Raw genomic sequence first — 20,496 nt, forward strand, 5'->3', positions numbered from 1 at the left:
ATATGTGTGGTGATGATGGCAAGAAGGTCACACCTGTTCCCATGCCGAACACAGAAGTTAAGCTTCTTAGCGCCGAAGGTAGTGAGGGGTTTCCCCTTGTGAGACTAGGACGTTGCCACGCAAATCGAAAGTACCATCTTCGGATGGTGCTTTTTTTGTACATATTTAAGTTACAATAAGATTACTATTGTTGATTTGGCTATCTTAGTTTTAGAAATCCTTGTACAATAAATGTAAGATAAAGATACGGAAACTAAAGACAGAATATTTGATTTTGATATCTGTCACAGCTCCATGAGTATCAAGAGGAGTGGATTATATGGAAGAATCAACTAAAGAAATGTATTATTGTGCTCTTAGTCTGAATGACAAAGAATACCTGATTGCTGCTACTACGAAAGGTTTAGCTTTTGTAGGGTCGCAAAATGCTGGTTTAATAGAATTAGTCGTTTGGATCGAAAAAAACCGACCAGGAACGCTATTAAAAGAAGATAGCATGTTTATGGAACCTTACTGTATAGAGTTGGAAGAATACTTTACAGGTAAAAGAAAGAAATTTGATTTATCATTGGATGTAGAAGGATCAAATTTTCAAAAAATGGTTTGGAGAGAATTGCTGAATATCCCTTATGGAGAAACAAGAACGTATTCTGATATTGCTTGGGCAGTAGAAAATCCAAAAGCTATTCGTGCAGTCAGTTCTGCTATAGGAAAGAATCCTATTGCAATCGTTGTCCCTTGTCATCGTGTGATTGGTAAGAATGGAAAATTGAATGGATATCGTGGTGGTTTGGAAATGAAACAAGAACTATTGGATCTTGAAAAAATCAATACACCACCTTTAAAAGCAACTATGTAACAAAAACACATCTATTTAGATGTGTTTTTTTTGTTTTTCTAAAGAGTTCATTCTGATAGTGATACAGTTCGCAGACTGCTATGATATGTAAAAGGAAGCAATTGAAATTAAAGGGGTAATGTAAGGTGAAAACTAAACCAAATGGCATTAAAAGTTTTATCCACCTGCTGTTGTCGACTAAAGTTTCAAAAGGAGCATTGATTATTGGGTTGATTGGAAGTATAGTAACGACCTTAGTGGGTTTAACTATTCCATTGATAGCTGGAAATATAGTAGATGAATTTACGTTGGACACGTTAACTGCAGGGATTATCAGTCTCATTGCAGCAGCATTTCTTTTGCAAGCACTAATAGATGGCGGATCAGCTTATCTATTAGCAAAGGCGGGGCAACAAATGGTGGCTCGCTTAAGGCATCGGTTATGGGTGAAAATGATTCACTTGCCTGTTAGTTACTTTGACAGCAACCCTAGTGGGCAATCAGTCAGCAGACTTGTTAATGATACTGGAATCGTGAGAGATCTGATCACGTATTATTTTCCGCAATTTATCACAGGTATCATATCGATTATTGGAGCAGTAACAATTTTGTTGTTAATGGATTGGCAAATGACGTTGTTGATGTTGGTATCAGTCCCGTTAGTTTTATTGGTGATTATACCATTAGGAAAAAAGATGGGAAAGATATCTAGAGAGCTGCAAGCAGAAACAGCTGAATTTTCAGGGAATATCCAGCAGACTTTTAGTGAAATCCGCTTAATGAAATCCTCAACAGCAGAGGCAGTGGAAGAAGCGAAGGGTAAGCATGGTATTGAGCGCTTATTTGGTATTGGGTTGAAAGAATCGAGAGTGACTTCAGTCGTGGGGCCTTTGATGTATTTGATTATGATGGCATTAGTTGTCATGATTTTTGCTTATGGTGGGATTCGTGTAGCCGATGGAACATTGTCTACAGGATCGTTAGTAGCTTTTTTACTCTATTTATTTCAAATCATTTACCCTATCACTTCATTTGCGACATTCTTTACTCAGCTGAACAAAACGATAGGTGCGACGGAAAGAATCATGGATATTCTAGAGTTGCCTGATGAAAACGGACAAATAGGATGGGAAGAAGAGATAGCAGAAAAAGGGTTAACAGTTAAAGGAGTTACGTTTAGTTATGAGGAAGGCGAACCTATTTTAAAAGACATTTCTTTGACGGCACATCCTGGAGAGATGATTGCTTTTTCCGGACCTAGCGGGGGTGGGAAAACGACGTTGTTCAGCTTGTTGGAGAGGTACTATGAACCAGACTCTGGAGATATTTTAATTGGAGATCGGTCTATTTATGATTTTTCGTTGGCATCTTGGAGGAGTCAAATTGGGTATGTTTCTCAAGACAGTGCAATGATGGCAGGCACAATTCGGGAAAATTTGACGTATGGACTAGAAAATGCAACTAATATTACGGAGGAGCGTTTATGGGAGGTCGCTGAACTAGCTTATGCAGATCGGTTTATTAAAGGATTTAAAGACGGCTTAGACACTCAAGTTGGAGAGAGAGGGATTATGTTGTCTGGAGGTCAAAAACAGCGGATAAGCATTGCTCGTGCCTTTTTAAGAGATCCTAAAATCCTTTTAATGGATGAAGCTACTGCAAGTTTAGACAGTCAATCGGAACAAGTGGTGCAACAAGCATTGATACGCTTGATGAAAGGCAGGACGACACTAGTCATTGCTCATCGATTAGCGACTATAGTGAATGCAGATAAAATAGTGTTTATCGAGAATGGACAAGTAACAGGAAGCGGCACTCATGAAGAATTAAAAGCAACTCATTTCTTATATAGACAATTTGCCGAACAACAACTCTCTTAGGTATTAAATAGGACTAGTTTCTTAATGATTGACGAATCATTTATTTAGGCTTTTCAGTTAGATTGTTATATCCTTAAATTATACATTAGATTCATAATTGTAGAAAAGAGGGGAACAGAACAATGATGACAAATAGAAGGCAAGCTAGATCAATCGTCAATTATTTAGTTGTATTAGCTTATCTGGCTATGATAGGAACAAACGCTTTAGCGAATATTCTTCCAATTAATGGAATCACAACGGGAGAAGTTTCAGACTCCTATCCAAACTTATTTGCTCCGGCAGGGCTGACATTTTCCATATGGGGAGTTATTTACTTTCTTTTGGCAGGTTATGCTGTTTATCAATTAGTAGTTGTGCAAAGAGGGAAACGTCCGCCGTCAGCAGATTGGCTGAAAAAAATCGGAATCTTATTCATTCTTTCTTCACTAGCGAATATTAGTTGGATTCTTGCATGGCATTATCGATTTATTGGACTTTCTACAATATTGATCGCTAGTTTACTGGTTTGTCTGATTTTGATCAACCAATCTATCACACAAACTCATTTATCAAAATTAGACAAAATTTTTATCCGTTTGCCGTTTAGTATTTATTTTGGCTGGATCACGGTAGCTACCATTGCCAATGTCACCACTTTATTAGTAGACTGGAATTGGAATGGTTGGGGTCTGTCGGGTGAAACATGGACGATCATTATATTGATTGTTGGTGTGCTGATAGGAATCACAACGATGTTAACGAATAAAGACATTGTTTACGGCTTGACTCTTTTATGGGCTTATTTTGGAATAGGATACAAGCATTTATCAGCGAGTGGTTTCGATGGCGACTATCCGCTGATTATAGCGACTGTTGCAGGAACAATGGTAGCTTTAGCAGCTAGTGGAATTTATTTACTGGTATTGCGCAAGAAAAGAGCTAAACAATATTATTAATGAGAACGAATAACCTACCGGACGAGAAGAAGGTTTTCTCATTCGGTAGGTTATTTTATAGGAACAGAGGTAGGCGATTTGCGCTGTTCTCTTCTTTATTCAATTCTTTTTAACTTTAAAGTATGGTAAACTTATTTTATGAATCTAAAAAGTAAGGATTATGATGTATGACTAAAAATACTCGTCTGATGTATATTGCATTATTAGCTGCCCAAGGGGTCGTTATTTCATTGATAGAACGATCTATTCCTTTCCCTTTTGCATTCGCTCCAGGGGCGAAATTGGGGCTGTCAAATATGATCACCATACTGGCTTTATTTACATTATCTTATAAAGACAGTTTTAAAGTTGTTTGGATGCGCCTTTTAGTAACTACCTTACTAGGAGGAACGGTTTCTACTTTTCTCTACAGTTTTGCAGGCGCTTTTTTAAGTTATTTTGGTATGCTGGTTATACGAATGCTGGGACCAAAACGAGTAAGTTTGATTGGAGTCAGTGCTGCAGGCGGGATTTTGCATAATGTAGGGCAATTAATCGTTGCAAGCTCGATTGCTCAATCTTTTAGCGTTATGTTATATCTTCCAATTCTGTCTTTTTCCGGAATCTTTGCAGGAATAGCAGTTGGGATAGCGGCGAATTATTTGATGGAACATGTAGCAACAATCAAAAAGATACAAAATGAAGAAGCGAAAAAGAATAAGCTTACAAGAGAATGGTATGAAGCTTCTCTGGAAAATAAATGGAATGAGCGATGATTCGCTACTACAAAAACAACGTCAAAGTGTTTTTGTAGTATTTTTTTTGTTAAAAGTCTTATTAAAGTAGACTTTGTTTAGTTTTTCTTTTATCTACAACTCACATGTGAAATAAAGAACAGTAAAGCGTATACAATTGACAGAAATGAGAACAAATCATGTAACATCAATATTTTTGCTTGATCAGTGTAGACATAACAAGCTAAATAAATTATAATTAACTCGTAATAATAAATAGTAAGTAAAATTTTTTTGCACTTGTTTGCTCACATAATAACAAATTATAGAAAAGAAAAGATAAGGGGTTTTTTAGATGGCAACAAAAAATATTGTTGTAGTTGGAGCTGGATATGCCGGCGTAGCAGCTGCGAAAAAATTGTCGAAACACTTTAAAAAAGATAAAGATGTTGTGATCACTTTGATCGACAAGCATTCTTATCAAACTTACATGACTGAGTTACATGAAGTTGCTGCCGGGCGTGTAGAACCAGATGCGATCCAATATGATTTACAACGATTATTTGCTCGTCAAAAAAACGTAGATGTGGTTACAGACGAAGTTCTTCATGTAGACCACGATGCTAAAACAGTCAAAACGGTTAAAACAGTATTTACGTATGACTATTTGATCTTAGCTATGGGTGGAGAGCCAAATACATTCAACGTTCCTGGAGTAAAAGAAAACGGATTTACTTTATGGTCTTGGGAAGATGCAAATACTATTCGTCGTCATATCAAAGACACAGTAGAAGCGGCTTCAAATGAACACGATGTTGAAAAAAGAAAAGCTATGTTGACGGCTGTAGTCAGTGGAGCAGGTTTCACTGGTGTTGAAATGGTCGGAGAATTGATGGAATGGAAAGAACGTTTAGCTAAAGACAATAAATTAAATGTAGATGAATTTAGTTTGTACTTAGTAGAAGCTGCTCCAAAAATTCTTGGTGTGGTTACTGAAAAAGAACAAACAAAAGCTGAAAATTACATGTTGAAAAAAGGCATTCAAATCATCAAAGGAAATGGTGTAGCGAATGTTGAAAAAGATTCTATCGAGTTAACTGACGGGACAGTGATTCCTACACATACATTGATTTGGACTGCTGGTGTTAAAGCTACATCAGATGTTGAAGGTTATGGAATCGAAACAGCTAGAGCTGGTCGCTTAGTTGCTAATGAATTTATGGAAGCTAAAGGAGTAAAAGATGTTTACTTGGCTGGGGACATCGTTTATTACGAAGAACCTGAAAAAGACAATACTCCAGTTCCTCAAATCGTTCAAAGTGCTGAACAAACAGGACATACAGCCGCTGCAAATATCATTGCTTCGATTGAAGGCAAAGAAAAAACGAAACACAAAGGGAACTACCAAGGATTCATGGTTTCAATCGGTTCTCGTTATGGTGTAGCTTATTTGATGGATAAAATTCATTTGAGCGGATTCATCGCAATGTTTGTTAAACATATGGTGAACTTGTTGTACTTCTTGACTATCGGGTCAGCATTCTATTTTGTTCAATACATCAGACACGAATTCTTCTTTATTAAAGATGAACGTAATATCTTCAGAGGTCATTTATCACGCTTAGGAAACATCCTTTGGTCAGTTCCGTTGCGAGTATTCTATGGTAGTATGTGGGCTTGGGAAGGTTTGAAAAAAACTTTTGGTTTGTTCGGTACAACGTCATGGTTTGGAGACGAAATCGTATTGCCGTTTGAATGGTTGAAAGACCCTACTACAGGAGCTTCTCAGGCAGTTGAAGAAGTTGTTGCTAAGCCGGTATTTGGTTTAAGCTATGTATACGGTGAAGAACCAATGATGGTATTCAGTAAAGCTCCAGGCTGGTTTAACTGGATCATGGAAATCATGATTCCTAATCAAGATGTTGCATTGTTCTTCCAAAAATTCATGACGATCGTTGAATTATTGATCGGATTAGCTATTATCGTAGGATTGTTTACGTGGTTGGCTAATGCTGCTACGATTGCTTTAGTCATTTCATTTGCACTCTCAGGTATGTTCTATTGGGTAAACATTTGGTTCATCCCGGTTGCATTCTCCTTGATGAATGGGTCAGGTAGAGCTTTAGGTTTAGACTACTACGTTATGCCATGGCTGCAAAAGAAACTAAGCAAGTGGTGGTATGGAGACGTCAAGTCGATTTACGAAACAGGTATTCAAAAGTAAAATGCGACAAAAATGGGGATGGGACAGAAAACGTCTCATCCTTTATTTTGTTTAATGGATTTACAAATGAGTCAATAAAATATAAGCTTAAGAAAAGTCGCTGAGTTGTTCTCGTATCGTTGATAAGAGACGACGCTGCTTTGGACTCTATTATATTTTAGGATGTGTAGATATGGATTTAAAGAAACAATTACGTATGGTGCGCCGGTGGGATGTCGTTATTGTTCTTACTCTGATGCTGGCCTCTTTTCTGCCGCTTGGGGTCTTTACGTATGCACAAGCACAAGTAAAAGACGCTGAGCTGATAGCTGTTATCAGTGCAGACGGTGAACAACTGGCGGAATTTACTTTGGCAGAGGACGGGAAAACGGAAGAATATGTTTTCACAGACGAACATGGCCATGAGAATACGATCATTCGAGACGGGTTAAAAGTTTATATGTCTGATGCCAATTGCTCAGATCAATTGTGTGTACGAAAAGGAGAAATTGACGCTGCCGGAGAGACTATCGTCTGTCTGCCTAACCATTTGCTAGTAGAAATAGAACCTAGTCAGCCTGATGCTGATGTAGAAACCGAGTTAGATATTATCTCTTAAGATAAGGTATTCAAAGATAGAGGAGAAAGTGTATGAAGATTCATCCAATGTGGAAAAAATATCCGTCCCTTCAAGCAGAATTAAAGGCTTGTAATGCTTTGATCGAAAAAAATATAACCATTAAAAACAAAGACGTTAATCAAAAAATCACAGAATTGTTGTCTTCAGGTGGGAAAATGCTGCGCCCAGCGTATACAATAATGTTTTCGCAGTACAAAAAAGATGCAGACAGCAAAAAAGCACAAGCTATAGCTGCTGCAATAGAAGTATTACATTTGGCAACTTTAGTCCATGATGATGTCATTGATGAATCACCTTTGCGTCGTGGACAAGAAACGATCAACTCGCGATATGATAATCGCGTTGCTGTCTACACAGGAGATTATTTGTTTACGGTGTGTTTCCGTTTATTGTCAGATTATGTTGAAGATGCTGGAGCATTGCAGCTCGATAACAATGGAATGGAAAAGATCCTCATCGGAGAATTGAATCAGATGGACATGACCTTCAATCCAAAAATGACGATGAGAAATTACATTCATCAGATTCAAGGGAAGACAGCTCAGCTGTTTGCTTTGAGTTGTTATGCGGGGGCCTATGAAGAAGGATCAGAAAAGCTGGCGAAAGCAGCTTATCAAATTGGAAATAACATCGGGTTAGCCTTTCAAATCATAGATGACATATTAGATTACACTCAAAAAACCGACGTTATGGGTAAACCTATCATGAATGATTTTAAAAAAGGAATCTATACGGCACCATTGTTATTTGCTATGCAAGAAAATCGGCGAGCTTTTGAACCGTATATTGCCAAGAAAGAACAGATCAGCGAAGAAGAACTTGAAGAAGTCTACCACCTGATCCAGCAATATCGCGGGGAAGAAAAAGCCAAAGAATTGGCTGACAAATATACTCAAAAAGCCTTGAAGCAAATTGAACGCCTGCCGGATAATCCGGTGAAGGAACAGTTATTAATCATTACTGAGCAAGCTTTAATGCGAAATAATTAAGAATAAAACCTCCTGTAAAGAGGTTTTTTCTTTTTATTGTGAAAATGTTCATTAAATAGTCAAAAGTTAATGAAAAATTTCATTAACTTCCTAAAAGTTATTGTTTTTATTCTATCTAAGTGCTATTATAAAAGCGTAATAAGGAATGCGATTATTTGTGAAAACAAACACAAAAGCTACATAAAACAAAACAAAAAGGGGTTTTAGCAATGAAAAAATTATTCTCAGTATCAACATTAACTTTAGCATCAGCATTAGTATTGGCAGCATGCGGAGGCGGCAATGAAGAAGCAGCAAGTACTACAGAATCAGCAGCTTCAGAAGGCGGATTACAAGATGGAACTTACAAACTAGTAGAAAAAAATCTTGATGAAAATGGTTGGAAAACAGACTTCTCTATTACTGTAGAAGGCGGCAAAATCACTGAATCAAACTACGAAAACTTGAATGAAGCAGGAGCTAAAAAATCTGAGGACGAAGGCTACCAAGAAAAAATGGCAGAAGTTGCTGGAGTAGGTCCAGCTGATTACTTCCCTGAATTAAACGAACAATTAGTTGAAACTCAAGATCCTGAAGCAGTAGAAGTCGTGACTGGCGCAACTCATTCTTCAGAATCTTTCAAAGAATACGCACAACAATTGATTGATGCTGCTGAAGAAGGCAATACTGAAACAATCGAAATCGACAACAAATAGTTTCTATTCTCAATAATTTATTTATAATAACAGGTAGGGGCAGAACATGTTCCTGCCTGTTTTATTTATGATTCAAATCAGTGAGGAGAAAACAAAAATGATAAGGAATAACCAAAACAAAAAAAGGTTCGTTTGGTTTTTGACGGGACTATGCTTTTTATTGTTAGCTGCGTGCAGTTCGGGTGTTGAAGAAGAGCAGACTCTATTAAAAACTCCCTATGAACAAACAGAGTTCTTGATGGGAACATATGTAACGTTGCGTGTTTATGATGAAGGAAAAGAAGCTGTTCTCGAACAAGGATTTAAGAGAGTCGAAGAATTAGCAGATAAAATAACGGTTAATGAGCCAGACTCAGAAATAGACAAAATTAATGAATTGGCTGGAAAAGAAGCCGTAGAATTGTCTGATGAAGTTTACCCATTGGTTGAGGCAGCCGCTGAATACAGTGAGGTCTCTGATGGAGGATTTGATTACACTGTTGGACCAATCACAGATTTATGGCGGATCGGCTTTGACGATGCCAGAAAGCCTGAACAGAGTGAAATTGATGCAGCATTAAATTTAGTAGACTTCAGTAAAGTTGAATTTGACACAGAAAATAAAAGTGTTTTCTTGACTGAAGAAGGTATGGCACTAGACTTGGGAGCTATTGCTAAAGGGTATATTGCAGATGAAATAAGAAAGTTATTTGAAGATTCAGGAGTTACGACAGCTATTATTGATTTAGGCGGAAATGTTATCGTTATGGGAGGTTCACCTACTAGAGAAGGGGAAGCTTGGAATGTTGGCATACAAGATCCATTATCTGAAAGAGGAGAAACAGTTGGGAAAACGGCGCAAAAAAATCGCTCGATCGTGACTTCTGGAATCTACGAGCGTTACTTAGAGGTAGACGGAGAAATTTACCATCATTTGATGAACCCTCAAACTGGGTATCCATTTGACAATGAAATTGCTGGTGTCTCTATTATTTCTGAACGATCTGTTGATGGAGATGCACTTTCTACAGTAGTATTCGGTCTCGGGTTGGAAAAAGGCTTGGAGTATGTGAATAATCGAGAGGATATAGAAGCTGTTTTCATTACAAAAGATAAAGAAGTTTACACTTCAAACGGAATGAAAGACAATTTTGAATTGACCAATGAAGAGTACACTTGGGTCAATCAGTAGATAGTTTTAAGGTAGATAACAAACATTGAAGGAAGTGCACGATATGAGTATGCCCGTTTTTCTAGAATTAGTAGAAATCAGAACTAAATTAGCCAGCTTGTTCCCTTTTACCTTAGGTATATTATTTTCAGTTTATTATTTTTCAGAATTCAATGCAGTTAATACAATATTATTTTTTATAGCGATGTTGGTGTTCGACATGGCGACGACTGCCATCAATAATACGATGGACTATGTCAAAGCTAAAAATATGCATTATAAAGAACATGAAAATATTTTAGGAAAAGCTGGTTTATCAGTTAAACAAGCCACTACCTTAATTGTAGCGATGATCGGTTTTTCTGCCATTATTGGATTGACTTTAGTTTATAGAACCAATATTTTGTTGTTGGTTATTGGAGCGCTATGCTTTGCGGTAGGTATATTGTATACTTTCGGTCCGTTCCCAATCTCTAGAATGCCTTTAGGAGAAGTGATGTCAGGATTGACAATGGGCTTTGGTATTTTCTTTATAGCTGTATTTATCAATGTTCCTTCAACACTTATTACGGCGCTGGTTCTCGACTGGCCAAGCTTCATGCTGAGCGGCAGTCTGCAAAATATTGCAGCTGTCTTCCTAGCATCGCTGCCGCTGGTATTCACAATTGCAAATATTATGTTGTCGAATAACATTTGCGACTATGAAACAGATATTACCAACCACCGGTATACGTTGACGTTTTATATTGGAAAGCCGTTAGCGATCAAATTGTACGCGTGGCTTTACTATGGAGCATTTGCCGCATCAACATTAGCTGTCTTTGCAGGCGTTAATCCAATATGGATGTTAGGAATATGGTTGGTTTTCCCAATCGTGCAAAAAAGCATCCAGCTTTTTAAAGACAAGCAAGATAAAGCGACCACATTCGGGTTGGCTATTAAAAATTTAGTCGTTTACCATGGAGCGCAAATCGTATTGTACAGTCTGGGGATTTTATTTGGTTAATGTGAAGCGCAATGATTAAGCAGAGAGAAGGCTGAGGGTGTATGGGGTTTAGAACATTGTGTTACCATGAATTTCGCAAACGAGAAGAAATAACTGAAACAGGTCCATCGACAATAAAAGTTGCGCAAGATTATCAAGATGCATTGCCGCGACCGTTGTTTACTTATGTCGAAGATTTTGAAGAGCAAATAGCTTATTTAAAAGCGGAAGGTTATCACTTTTTGACGTTGGAAGAAGTACGGGCATATTACACAGGACAAGATATTCCGAAGAAAGCTATTTTACTAACGGTTGACGATGCGTATCAATCTTTTAAAAAGTATGCTTACCCGATTCTAAAAAAACACAACATTCCCATCGTTTCTTTTGTAGTATTGGGATGGTTGAGTGAAGAGAGAGAATCGTATGCACCTGATCTTTCTGTAACGATGAGCAAAGAAGAATTGTCAGAGATGGCAGATAGTATAACAACGGCTAATCATACAACGCGATTGCATCAAAGGTATGCAGACGGCAGCACGGCTTTCCAAAATATTTCTTTTGAAGAGTTGAAAAGTGATTTGGATGAATGTGGAGAGTTTGTAGAAGAGCCTTCAGTGTTTGCTTATCCTTTTGGCATTTACAACAAAGAAGATGTGCTGCGCTTAAAGAACGCAGGTATGGAGTTTGCTTTTACATGCGAGTCAGGGATGAACACGCGCCTGACAACACCGCTGGAATTGCACCGGGAGGTTATTCCATTAGGGATAGCTTTAAAACAATTTAAAGATTTAGTGAAATAAAGCTGGGAAAAGCCGGACCTGGGAAATAACTCCCAGCTCCTTCAATTTTACGAATATTGGTTTCGTAAACGTGCTCAAAAAGGCAGCCCCGACGTCCACTTCACGAATAATGCTCGAATGGTCTACGACCATCCTGTGCTTATTCGCTCCAGTGATTCGGGGCTAAACGCCTTTTTTCCCACTCTCGGCTTTTTGGCAGCAGCTCAAATAAAAATCCTTTCTGCCACAAAGACAGAAAGGATAAAAAGGGGTAATCATTTGAACCAAAATTATGGTTTCATTGTTACTGGTTCTCTGCGAACAACTTCTTGAGTTTCTAAATCAAAGAAGTGACCTTTATTCATATTGAAAGCTAATTCGATCATTTCACCAGGGTTGTGGAAGTCGCGTGCATCAACTTTAGCAATGAATTCTGTATCGCCGACTCTTGAGTAAAGCATCGTTTCAGCACCTAATAATTCAGATACCACTACTTCAGATGTCACGACAGTATTTGGACTAGCGTCAATTGCCACTTGTTCGCTGTGGATATCTTCAGGACGAATACCGAAAATCAATTTTTTGCCATCATATCCGCGTTCTTTCAATAAGCCTAATTTACCTGCAGGAACTTCGATCTCTAGATCTCTTCCATTCGAGATCATGTTTCCATTTAGAGTTACTTCAAACAAGTTCATTGCCGGAGAACCAATAAAACCAGCTACGAATACATTGTTTGGAGTATCATAAACTTCTTTAGGAGAACCGATTTGTTGAATGAATCCATCTTTCATAATAACGATACGGTCAGCCATAGTCATAGCCTCTGTTTGGTCATGGGTTACATAAATCGTTGTTGTTTCAAGGCGACGGTGTAGTTTAGCGATCTCAGCACGCATCGCTACACGTAATTTAGCATCTAAGTTGGATAAAGGCTCATCCATTAAGAATACTTTCGCATCACGAACGATGGCACGTCCTAAAGCAACACGTTGACGTTGTCCACCAGAAAGAGCTGCTGGTTTACGTTTTAGATATTCTGTTAAACCTAAGATTTCTGCAGCTTCTTCAACACGTTTTTTGATTTCTTCTTTTTTGTACTTACGCAATTTCAACCCGAAAGCCATGTTGTCGTATACAGTCATATGAGGGTATAAAGCGTAGTTTTGGAAAACCATCGCGATATCGCGGTCTTTTGGTGCAACGTCATTCATCATTGTGTCGCCGATCCAAAGTTCGCCTTCTGTGATTTCCTCTAAACCAGCTATCATACGCAATGTAGTGGATTTACCACATCCAGATGGTCCGACGAATACGATGAACTCACGATCTTTGATGTTTAAATTGAAGTCTGTTACTGAGTAAGTATCATTATTGTCATAACGTTTATGAATTTGTTTTAGTGCCATTTCTACCATGTCGTTTGTCCCCTTTAAGTAAAGTGTTTGTTTGAATATCATCAGTATATTGTAAACGCTCTCTTTTTCAAATGTTGGAGTGCACAAAAATGAAAAGCGTTCTTTGTGCAAATTGCTCAGGAGTGAAATCGGTAGTTACATACGTCATACGCATAAAAAAATTAAATAAAAAAAACTGTATTAGATAGTTTTAGGGACTTAGTAATGAATTTTCCTCCGGAATGGACGTGTTTGCTTATGAAGAGCCATGGGATCGTATGGAGCCTGTAGTCTCCAGACTTTCAAGCCTCAAACGGAGCGTACGCGCTAAAGCGCAAACGCTTCATAATTTGCATTTCATCCATTGCCAATATCCACTAGTTGACATAGCTCCTTTATAAAAATAAGTATCTGATATTCAGTAAAAAGAATCTTTCATGCGTATGTCATAGTAATTACAAGAATTGTATTCATGAGGTGTGCAGAATATGCTAAACTAATAAGATGAAATCTGCTCAGAAAGCGGAAATTTTTTAATAGAGAGAGGAATTATCAAATGAATAAAGTAAGAGGTTTTGAAGTTGTGTCATCGTATGAAGGAAAAGGAATCGAGTTGCCGAAAAGAGCTACTCAACAAGCAGCAGGGTATGACTTTCAAGCAGCCGAAGATACGGTAATTCCTTCTATTTGGAACGTACTGTTGAAAAATCAAGCGTTAAGCAATGCTAATGAATCAGAATCGATTGTTTTACCGGAAGAAAACAAGACTTATCTAGCATCTACGCTTGTTCCTACAGGAATTAAAGCTTACATGCAAGAAGACGAATATTTGCAATTGGCAAACCGTTCGAGCAATCCAATCAAAAATCAGTTGTCTATGCCGAATGGAGTGGGCATTGTAGATGCTGATTACTATGGGAATGAAAAAAATGAAGGGCATATTTACTTCCAGTTCATCAATTATGGAACAACAGATTATGTGGTCAAAAAAGGAGACCGCATTGGTCAAGGGATCTTTATGCCGTATTTGAAAGCGGATGGTGATCAAAACGAAGGTGTTTTACGTACTGGCGGTTTTGGCTCTTCTGGGAAATAAACCACCGAGCAAATAAACACTACTTTTAGCTGTTTTTGCATATACTAGTGTAATAAAGAAAAAACTTATAGGATATTTAAGCTAATTGCTCGATCTGAAGCCCATAGAGCTTTGTAAATGTGGTAAAATAAAGACAGTGATTCTATAAGTTTAAGAAAGAGGGGTTCACCTATTGGCCAAAAAGAAATCGACTAAATTTGTTTGTCAATCTTGCGGTTATGAATCTCCTAAGTGGATGGGACGTTGTCCTAATTGTGGCAGTTGGAATGAAATGATGGAAGAAATGGTAGTAGATAAAGACGATCGTCGCAGCCGCGTCAGCATGACGGGTACGGTCGCTAAAGCTCAACTCGTCCAAGATGTAACGATTTCAAATGAAACTCGTGTGAAAACCAAATTAGGCGAATTGAACCGAGTATTAGGCGGAGGAGTAGTTCCTGGATCGTTGGTCCTTATCGGTGGAGACCCGGGTATCGGAAAATCCACTTTACTATTGCAAGTATCAGCTCAGCTCAACATGACAGGCGGGAAAGTACTTTATGTAACTGGAGAAGAGAGCGCGACACAAATTAAGCTGCGTGCTACTCGTTTAGGTGTAGATGGAGAAAAATTCTACATTTACCCAGAAACAGATATGAGTGCGATTAGAAAAACCATTGAAGAGATCAGACCGGAATACGTTATTATTGACTCGATCCAAACAATGAATCAACCAGATATTACGAGCGCTGCAGGAAGCGTCTCACAAGTACGTGAAAATACTTCAGAATTGATGAAAATAGCTAAAACCAACAACATTGCAATTTTTATTGTTGGGCACGTAACTAAAGAAGGAGCTTTAGCTGGACCGCGAATGTTGGAACATATGGTGGATACGGTATTGTATTTTGAAGGCGACCGTCACCAATCGTTTAGAATTTTGCGGGCAGTCAAAAACCGCTTTGGTTCCACGAATGAAATTGGAATTTTTGAAATGCGGGAGAGCGGTCTGCAAGAAGTGCTGAATCCATCAGAAATGTTTCTGGAGGAGCGGCTGACTGGAGCAAACGGATCATCAGTCGTAGCGGCTATGGAAGGTACAAGACCCATCTTAGTGGAAATTCAAGCCTTACTGACTCCGACAGCTTTTGGTAATGCGAAACGGACGGCGAGCGGATTAGACCACAACCGTGTGTCATTGATCATGGCGGTGCTGGAAAAAAGGGCTAACCTGCTGTTGCAAAACCAAGATGCTTATCTGAAAGCAGCTGGTGGAGTAAGGTTGGATGAACCTGCTATTGATTTGGCGATAGCAATCAGTATTGCATCAAGCTACAAAGAAAGAGGTACCCAAGCTACAGATTGTTTTATCGGCGAAATCGGCTTGACGGGTGAGATACGACGAGTGAGTCATATCGAACAGCGTGTTAAAGAAGCAGCCAAGTTAGGGTTTGAAAGAATCTTTATTCCTAAAAACAATATTGGCGGCTGGACATTGCCTAAAGAAATTACCGTAGTAGGTGTGGAAACAATCAGCGAAGCATTGAAAAAAGCGCTCGGCGACTAAAAGTCATCAAGTCATCTGAAAAGCTTTGTTTTGGTAGAGTAAGTTATACTAAAACGAAGCTGCTCAATGGCTCGTATTATTCTTTAAATAAAGAGTTTAAAAAGGAGGAATATAGTTGAAGAAAAAAATCATTTCGCTTGTTTTTATCTTAATCGGTGGAAGTATCGGAGCAACATTTCTGCCAGTTTTTTGGGAAATAATCAGCGTTCATAATCAGTTGATCAACAACATTTTCACGAATATTTTGATTGGTGCACTTATTTTTTATATTATATCTTTACCTTCCGTGAAGTATGTTGAACAAGGGGTTCAAAAGTTAGAAGAGTTTATCAGCCGTTTGAGTTTAATGTATTTGATCGCAGGAAGTATTGGAACCATTATAGGGTTATTGTTGGCATGGTTGATCAACATGTCGCTTTACAGTTTAAACTGGCCAATCGTCAGTACAGTGATGCCGATCGTTGTAAGTATCTTATTGGCATATATGGGTTTTCGCGTGGGGACATCACGCCAACCAGAAATCAGAGCTTTATTTCAATCTAAACCGAAACCAGAAGTGGAAGAAAGCAGTCAGATCTTAGAACGTAACGCAGATGACAATTTCCGCAAATACAAGATTTTAGACACAAGTGTCATTATTGATGGACGCATTTACGATATCGTGATGACGGGATTCTTAGAAGGAACGATTTTAATTCCGAATTTTGTGTTGCATGAATTACAGCATATCGCCGATTCATCTGATAGTTTAAAACGAGTACGAGGCAGACGTGGTTTAGACATTTTAAATGCATTGCAAAAAGAAGAAGGTTTGCAAGTAGAGAACTACGACGGCGACTTCAATGAAATCGAAGAAGTAGATGCTAAGCTCGTCAAATTAGCTAAAGTATTAGACGGAATCGTCGTTACCAATGACTACAACTTAAATAAAGTATGTGAGTTCCAAAATGTACCTGTGTTGAACATTAACGAATTAGCAAATGCTGTTAAGCCAGTTGTGATTCCTGGTGAAAATATGGTGGTTACTATTGTAAAAGCCGGTACAGAAAGAACTCAAGGTGTCGCTTACTTAGACGATGGAACGATGATCGTAGTAGAAGAAGGACAACATTACATGAACAAAACTATAGAAGTAGTGGTGACAAGTGCTCTTCAAACAGCAGCTGGTCGAATGATTTTTGCGAAGCTGGCTAATGGACAAAAGAAACTGAATGAAAAAGAATAGGAGCGATTGGATTTGGCAAAGACAAGTTATGAGCTAGTTTTACTAGCAGCTGGCCAAGGCAAGCGCATGAAAAGCGATCGCAATAAAGTATGGTTGTCTTTAATGGGAAAACCACTGATTCAACGAGCTCTAGAGACTTTTTTGAAAGACCCTTTTTGTACCCACATTATTGTGACGGTCAACCCGGATGAAATCGAAATGCTGCAAGAACTGATTGAAGCAGAGTTTTCAGACACCAAAAAGCCAATTACACTCGTTGTAGGCGGAGCAGAAAGACAGTACAGTTCTTACAATGGACTGCAATATCTACAAAATCCTCAAGATGGTTATGTTATGATCCATGAAGCTGCACGTCCGTTTTTGGAACAATCTGCAGTCGATGAATTGAATGAAGAAATGCAAAAAAGCGGCGCAGCTATCTTAGCTGTTCCACCTAAAGATACCATCAAACAAGTAAAGAACGGCATTATTGAACAGACGATTTTGCGAGAAACGGTCTGGCAAGCTCAGACTCCGCAAGCATTTAAGAGTTCTCTAGTTTTAGAAGCTCATGAAAAAGCACGAGTGGAAGACTTTTTTGGAACAGATGATGCGTCAGTGGTGGAAAGAACTTTTTCCGGTATCCGAATCGTTTCCGGAAATTACTACAATATCAAAATGACGACACCAGAAGACTGGGTCACAGGCGAAGCTATTCTTCGTCACCAACAGAACAAAGAAGTACCCGGTCAATAATAATAATTCACTAAAAATTGACCGCCATCTTAGAGTTAACAATTGTCAAAGGAACATTTGCATGTTAACTTTAATTTGATAAGCTTAAACGCTTCAGCATAAAATGAATTCACTTATTTCAGAGAAGAGGATATATTATGACAAAAAAAGTTCGTGTACGTTATGCACCAAGCCCAACAGGACATTTACACATCGGAAATGCTCGTACGGCTTTATTTAACTACTTATTCGCTCGTCACCACGACGGAGAATTCATCATCCGAATCGAAGATACCGATCAAAAACGGAATATCGAAGGCGGAGAAGAAAGCCAGTTGGAAAACTTGAAATGGTTAGGGATTGAATGGGATGAAAGTCCAGAAAACCCTGGTAAATATGGACCTTACCGCCAATCAGAACGTAAGGATATTTATGATCCGCTGATCGATCAATTATTGATGAGCAACCGCGCGTATAAATGCTACTGTACAGAAGAAGAACTTGAAGAAGAACGTGAAGCACAACGAGCTCGTGGCGAAATGCCTCATTATGGCGGAAAATGTGCTCATTTATCTGCTGCTGAACAAAAAGCTAAAGAAGAAGAAGGGATCACGCCGGTTATTCGTTTCCGCGTACCCAAAGAAAATACGTATACTTTTGAAGACTTGGTTAAAGGACACATCTCTTTTGAAGCAGAAAGTGTTGGAGGAGACTTTGTTATCCGTAAACGTGACGGATTCCCAACGTATAACTTTGCTGTTGCAGTAGATGACCACTACATGAAAATCACTCACATCTTACGTGGGGATGACCATATCGCCAATACACCAAAACAAATGATGATTTACGAAGCATTTGATTGGAAAGCACCTGAATTTGGACATATGACATTGATCATCAATAGTGAAACAGGTAAGAAATTAAGTAAACGTGATGAAAGTATTCTTCAATTTATTGAACAATACCGTGAATTAGGCTACTTACCAGAAGCTATGTTCAACTTTATTGCCTTATTAGGTTGGTCGCCAGTTGGAGAAGATGAGATTTTTGATCCTAAGACATTGGTCGATATCTTTGATTCAGCTCGTTTGAGTAAATCTCCAGCAGCATTTGATGCGAAGAAATTAGAATGGATCAATAACCATTACATGAAAGCAGCAGATTTAGAAACGGTTACTGAATTAGCGAAACCACATTTGGTAAAAGCTGGACGTATTGAAGAAAATCTATCTCCTGAACAAGAAGAGTGGGTAAAAAATCTTGTCAGCTTATACCATGAACAAATGAGTTTTGGGGCAGAAATCGTTGAATTGTCTGAATTGTTCTTTACTGAAGCACCAACGTTAGGAAACGAAGCTCGTGAAGTTCTAACGGGAGAAACCGTTCCTGAAGTATTGGCTGCATTTGATAAAGTGTTAGATGAAATCGAACCATTTGATGCAGAAAATGTCAAAAAAGGAATCAAAACAGTTCAAAAAGAAACAGGCATCAAAGGTAAAAACTTATTCATGCCGATTCGTATTGCTGTAACAGGCCAAATGCATGGACCACAATTGAACGAAACGATTGAATTGTTGGGACGCGAAAAAACGAAAAAACATTTAGAAGAAGTGTTAAACACTCTAGCTTAGGAAAAAAGCTATTCAATACCATATGTTTAAAGACGATGATAAGAAAGAGTAGCTGGACAAGCGCCTACAGAGAGTCTGTGATGCTGGGAGCAGATGACGCGAATTCAGTGAAGTGCCTCTTGGAGTCGTGCTGTCGAATAAAGTAGACAGTACCGGTCAACAACCGTTACCCTGTCAAAGATCAGCTGTATAAAAACAGCTGGTGAAGAAAAGTGGAACCACGCCCAAAGCGTCTTTTATTGTGAAAACAACAAAAGACGCTTATTTTTTTCAGGATGCTGAGAAAGCCCGAAAGAGATGAAGGAAAAATAGGGAAAAATTGTTGTGGTGCTTTTCAACCATAAAATTTTTCATCTTTTTTTCCAAAACCTCTGACTTTCGAAGCTCTACTAAAAGGATGCAAAGGTTGTTGTTTTCTTTATCTCAAGTGCCTAGAGACACGACAAGAACTCAGTTAAAGAATACAAAAAATCCCGATTCACTTTCCAGCTGCAAAAAAACAATTTCAACCATAGAAAAGAAAAGGTGGTTAAAATGCGTACTATTAAAGAGAGTATACAAACGATAAAACGAAATGATCCTTCAGTTCGTAGTACTTTAGAAATCATCTTAACGTACCCTGGTTTTCATGTATTAGGTTTTCATTGGGTTGCTCACTTTTTTTATCAGCGTCAATGGTTTCTGATAGCAAAAGTGATAGCAGCTGTTGCTCGCTTTATTACTGGCATTGAGATTCATCCAGGCGCTGTTATTGGTAAAAGATTGTTTATTGATCATGGTATGGGATTGGTTATAGGAGAGACGACTGAAATCGGCGACGATGTCGTTCTTTTCCACGGAGTAACGCTAGGCGGTACAGGAAAAGGTAGAGGGAAGCGACACCCGACAATTGGAAATAATGTCTTGATATCGGCTCACGCGCAAGTTTTAGGTCCTATTACGATAGGGAACAATTCTAAAATCGGAGCTAGTGCAGTAGTGTTGAAGGATATTCCTGATAACGCTACAGCTGTCGGGATACCAGCCGTAGTCGTCAAGCTGAACGGACAGCGAGTTCATCAAGAAAAAAACTAA

General features: G+C 38.5%; 18 protein-coding genes, 1 rRNA gene and 1 other annotated feature. Of the genes, 18 read left to right on the forward strand and 1 reads right to left on the reverse strand.

The features are described from left to right. The first annotated feature begins 5 nt into the window (after window positions 1-5). From rrf to BM137_RS09030, 12 genes are all read left to right on the forward strand, one after another. A 5S ribosomal RNA gene (gene rrf, locus BM137_RS08975) occupies window positions 6-121 on the forward strand. A gap of 198 nt (window positions 122-319) precedes the next feature. Then, window positions 320-859 carry a methylated-DNA--[protein]-cysteine S-methyltransferase gene (locus BM137_RS08980; protein ID WP_092480838.1) on the forward strand — a complete coding sequence of 180 codons (540 nt, stop codon included), beginning with the start codon at window positions 320-322 and terminating at the stop codon, window positions 857-859. Window positions 860-984: 125 nt separating this feature from the next. Beyond that, window positions 985-2,718, forward strand: coding sequence for an ABC transporter ATP-binding protein (locus BM137_RS08985; RefSeq protein ID WP_092480839.1), 1,734 nt, complete (start codon window positions 985-987; stop codon window positions 2,716-2,718). A 122-nt stretch (window positions 2,719-2,840) separates the two neighbouring features. Beyond that, window positions 2,841-3,656, forward strand: a complete 816-nt coding sequence (locus BM137_RS08990) for a TspO/MBR family protein (protein WP_244887683.1) — start codon at window positions 2,841-2,843, stop codon at window positions 3,654-3,656. A 167-nt stretch (window positions 3,657-3,823) separates the two neighbouring features. Then, the gene (locus BM137_RS08995) at window positions 3,824-4,411 is read left to right on the forward strand and encodes a Gx transporter family protein (RefSeq protein WP_092480840.1); all 588 of its coding nucleotides are present in this window, start codon (window positions 3,824-3,826) and stop codon (window positions 4,409-4,411) included. A 313-nt stretch (window positions 4,412-4,724) separates the two neighbouring features. After that, window positions 4,725-6,593, forward strand: coding sequence for an FAD-dependent oxidoreductase (locus BM137_RS09000; RefSeq protein WP_092480841.1), 1,869 nt, complete (start codon window positions 4,725-4,727; stop codon window positions 6,591-6,593). Between the two features lie 172 nt (window positions 6,594-6,765). Next, complete coding sequence (locus BM137_RS09005) at window positions 6,766-7,191, forward strand: NusG domain II-containing protein (protein WP_092480842.1); 426 nt, start codon at window positions 6,766-6,768, stop codon at window positions 7,189-7,191. A 32-nt stretch (window positions 7,192-7,223) separates the two neighbouring features. Beyond that, window positions 7,224-8,201 carry a polyprenyl synthetase family protein gene (locus BM137_RS09010; protein ID WP_092480843.1) on the forward strand — a complete coding sequence of 326 codons (978 nt, stop codon included), beginning with the start codon at window positions 7,224-7,226 and terminating at the stop codon, window positions 8,199-8,201. A 209-nt stretch (window positions 8,202-8,410) separates the two neighbouring features. Then, window positions 8,411-8,896: an FMN-binding protein gene (locus BM137_RS09015; protein ID WP_092480844.1), complete on the forward strand. Its 486-nt coding sequence runs from the start codon at window positions 8,411-8,413 to the stop codon at window positions 8,894-8,896. A 97-nt stretch (window positions 8,897-8,993) separates the two neighbouring features. Continuing rightward, on the forward strand, window positions 8,994-10,067 hold the full coding sequence (locus BM137_RS09020) for an FAD:protein FMN transferase (RefSeq protein ID WP_092480964.1): 1,074 nt from the start codon (window positions 8,994-8,996) through the stop codon (window positions 10,065-10,067). 43 nt (window positions 10,068-10,110) lie between these two features. Beyond that, window positions 10,111-11,052: a 1,4-dihydroxy-2-naphthoate polyprenyltransferase gene (gene menA / locus BM137_RS09025; protein WP_092480845.1), complete on the forward strand. Its 942-nt coding sequence runs from the start codon at window positions 10,111-10,113 to the stop codon at window positions 11,050-11,052. A gap of 41 nt (window positions 11,053-11,093) precedes the next feature. Continuing rightward, window positions 11,094-11,834 (forward strand): polysaccharide deacetylase family protein, encoded by a 741-nt coding sequence (locus tag BM137_RS09030; RefSeq protein ID WP_092480846.1) that lies wholly within the window; start codon window positions 11,094-11,096, stop codon window positions 11,832-11,834. A 269-nt stretch (window positions 11,835-12,103) separates the two neighbouring features. Here the strand turns inward: BM137_RS09030 and BM137_RS09035 are convergent, their stop codons facing one another. Continuing rightward, the gene (locus tag BM137_RS09035; RefSeq protein ID WP_092480847.1) at window positions 12,104-13,231 is read right to left on the reverse strand and encodes an ABC transporter ATP-binding protein; all 1,128 of its coding nucleotides are present in this window, start codon (window positions 13,229-13,231) and stop codon (window positions 12,104-12,106) included. 535 nt (window positions 13,232-13,766) lie between these two features. Between BM137_RS09035 and BM137_RS09040 the strand changes: the two genes are divergently transcribed. From BM137_RS09040 to epsC, 6 genes are all read left to right on the forward strand, one after another. Next, window positions 13,767-14,306 (forward strand): dCTP deaminase/dUTPase family protein, encoded by a 540-nt coding sequence (locus tag BM137_RS09040; protein WP_092480848.1) that lies wholly within the window; start codon window positions 13,767-13,769, stop codon window positions 14,304-14,306. A 172-nt stretch (window positions 14,307-14,478) separates the two neighbouring features. Further along, a complete protein-coding gene (gene radA / locus BM137_RS09045) occupies window positions 14,479-15,852 on the forward strand; it encodes a DNA repair protein RadA (RefSeq protein WP_092480849.1) in 1,374 nt (457 codons plus the stop codon). A 115-nt stretch (window positions 15,853-15,967) separates the two neighbouring features. Next, entirely contained in the window at window positions 15,968-17,077 is a 1,110-nt protein-coding gene (locus BM137_RS09050) for a PIN/TRAM domain-containing protein (RefSeq protein ID WP_092480850.1), read from the forward strand. A 12-nt stretch (window positions 17,078-17,089) separates the two neighbouring features. Further along, window positions 17,090-17,812 carry a 2-C-methyl-D-erythritol 4-phosphate cytidylyltransferase gene (gene ispD, locus BM137_RS09055; protein ID WP_223156108.1) on the forward strand — a complete coding sequence of 241 codons (723 nt, stop codon included), beginning with the start codon at window positions 17,090-17,092 and terminating at the stop codon, window positions 17,810-17,812. A 137-nt stretch (window positions 17,813-17,949) separates the two neighbouring features. Continuing rightward, window positions 17,950-19,422: a glutamate--tRNA ligase gene (gltX, locus tag BM137_RS09060; RefSeq protein ID WP_092480851.1), complete on the forward strand. Its 1,473-nt coding sequence runs from the start codon at window positions 17,950-17,952 to the stop codon at window positions 19,420-19,422. A gap of 26 nt (window positions 19,423-19,448) precedes the next feature. Further along, window positions 19,449-19,662: a binding site (T-box leader), on the forward strand. Window positions 19,663-19,956: 294 nt separating this feature from the next. Beyond that, window positions 19,957-20,496 (forward strand): serine O-acetyltransferase EpsC, encoded by a 540-nt coding sequence (epsC, locus tag BM137_RS09065; RefSeq protein ID WP_092480852.1) that lies wholly within the window; start codon window positions 19,957-19,959, stop codon window positions 20,494-20,496.

It is taken from the genome of Desemzia incerta (assembly GCF_900115825.1).
GTDB classification, from domain to species: Bacteria; Bacillota; Bacilli; order Lactobacillales; family Carnobacteriaceae; genus Desemzia; species Desemzia incerta.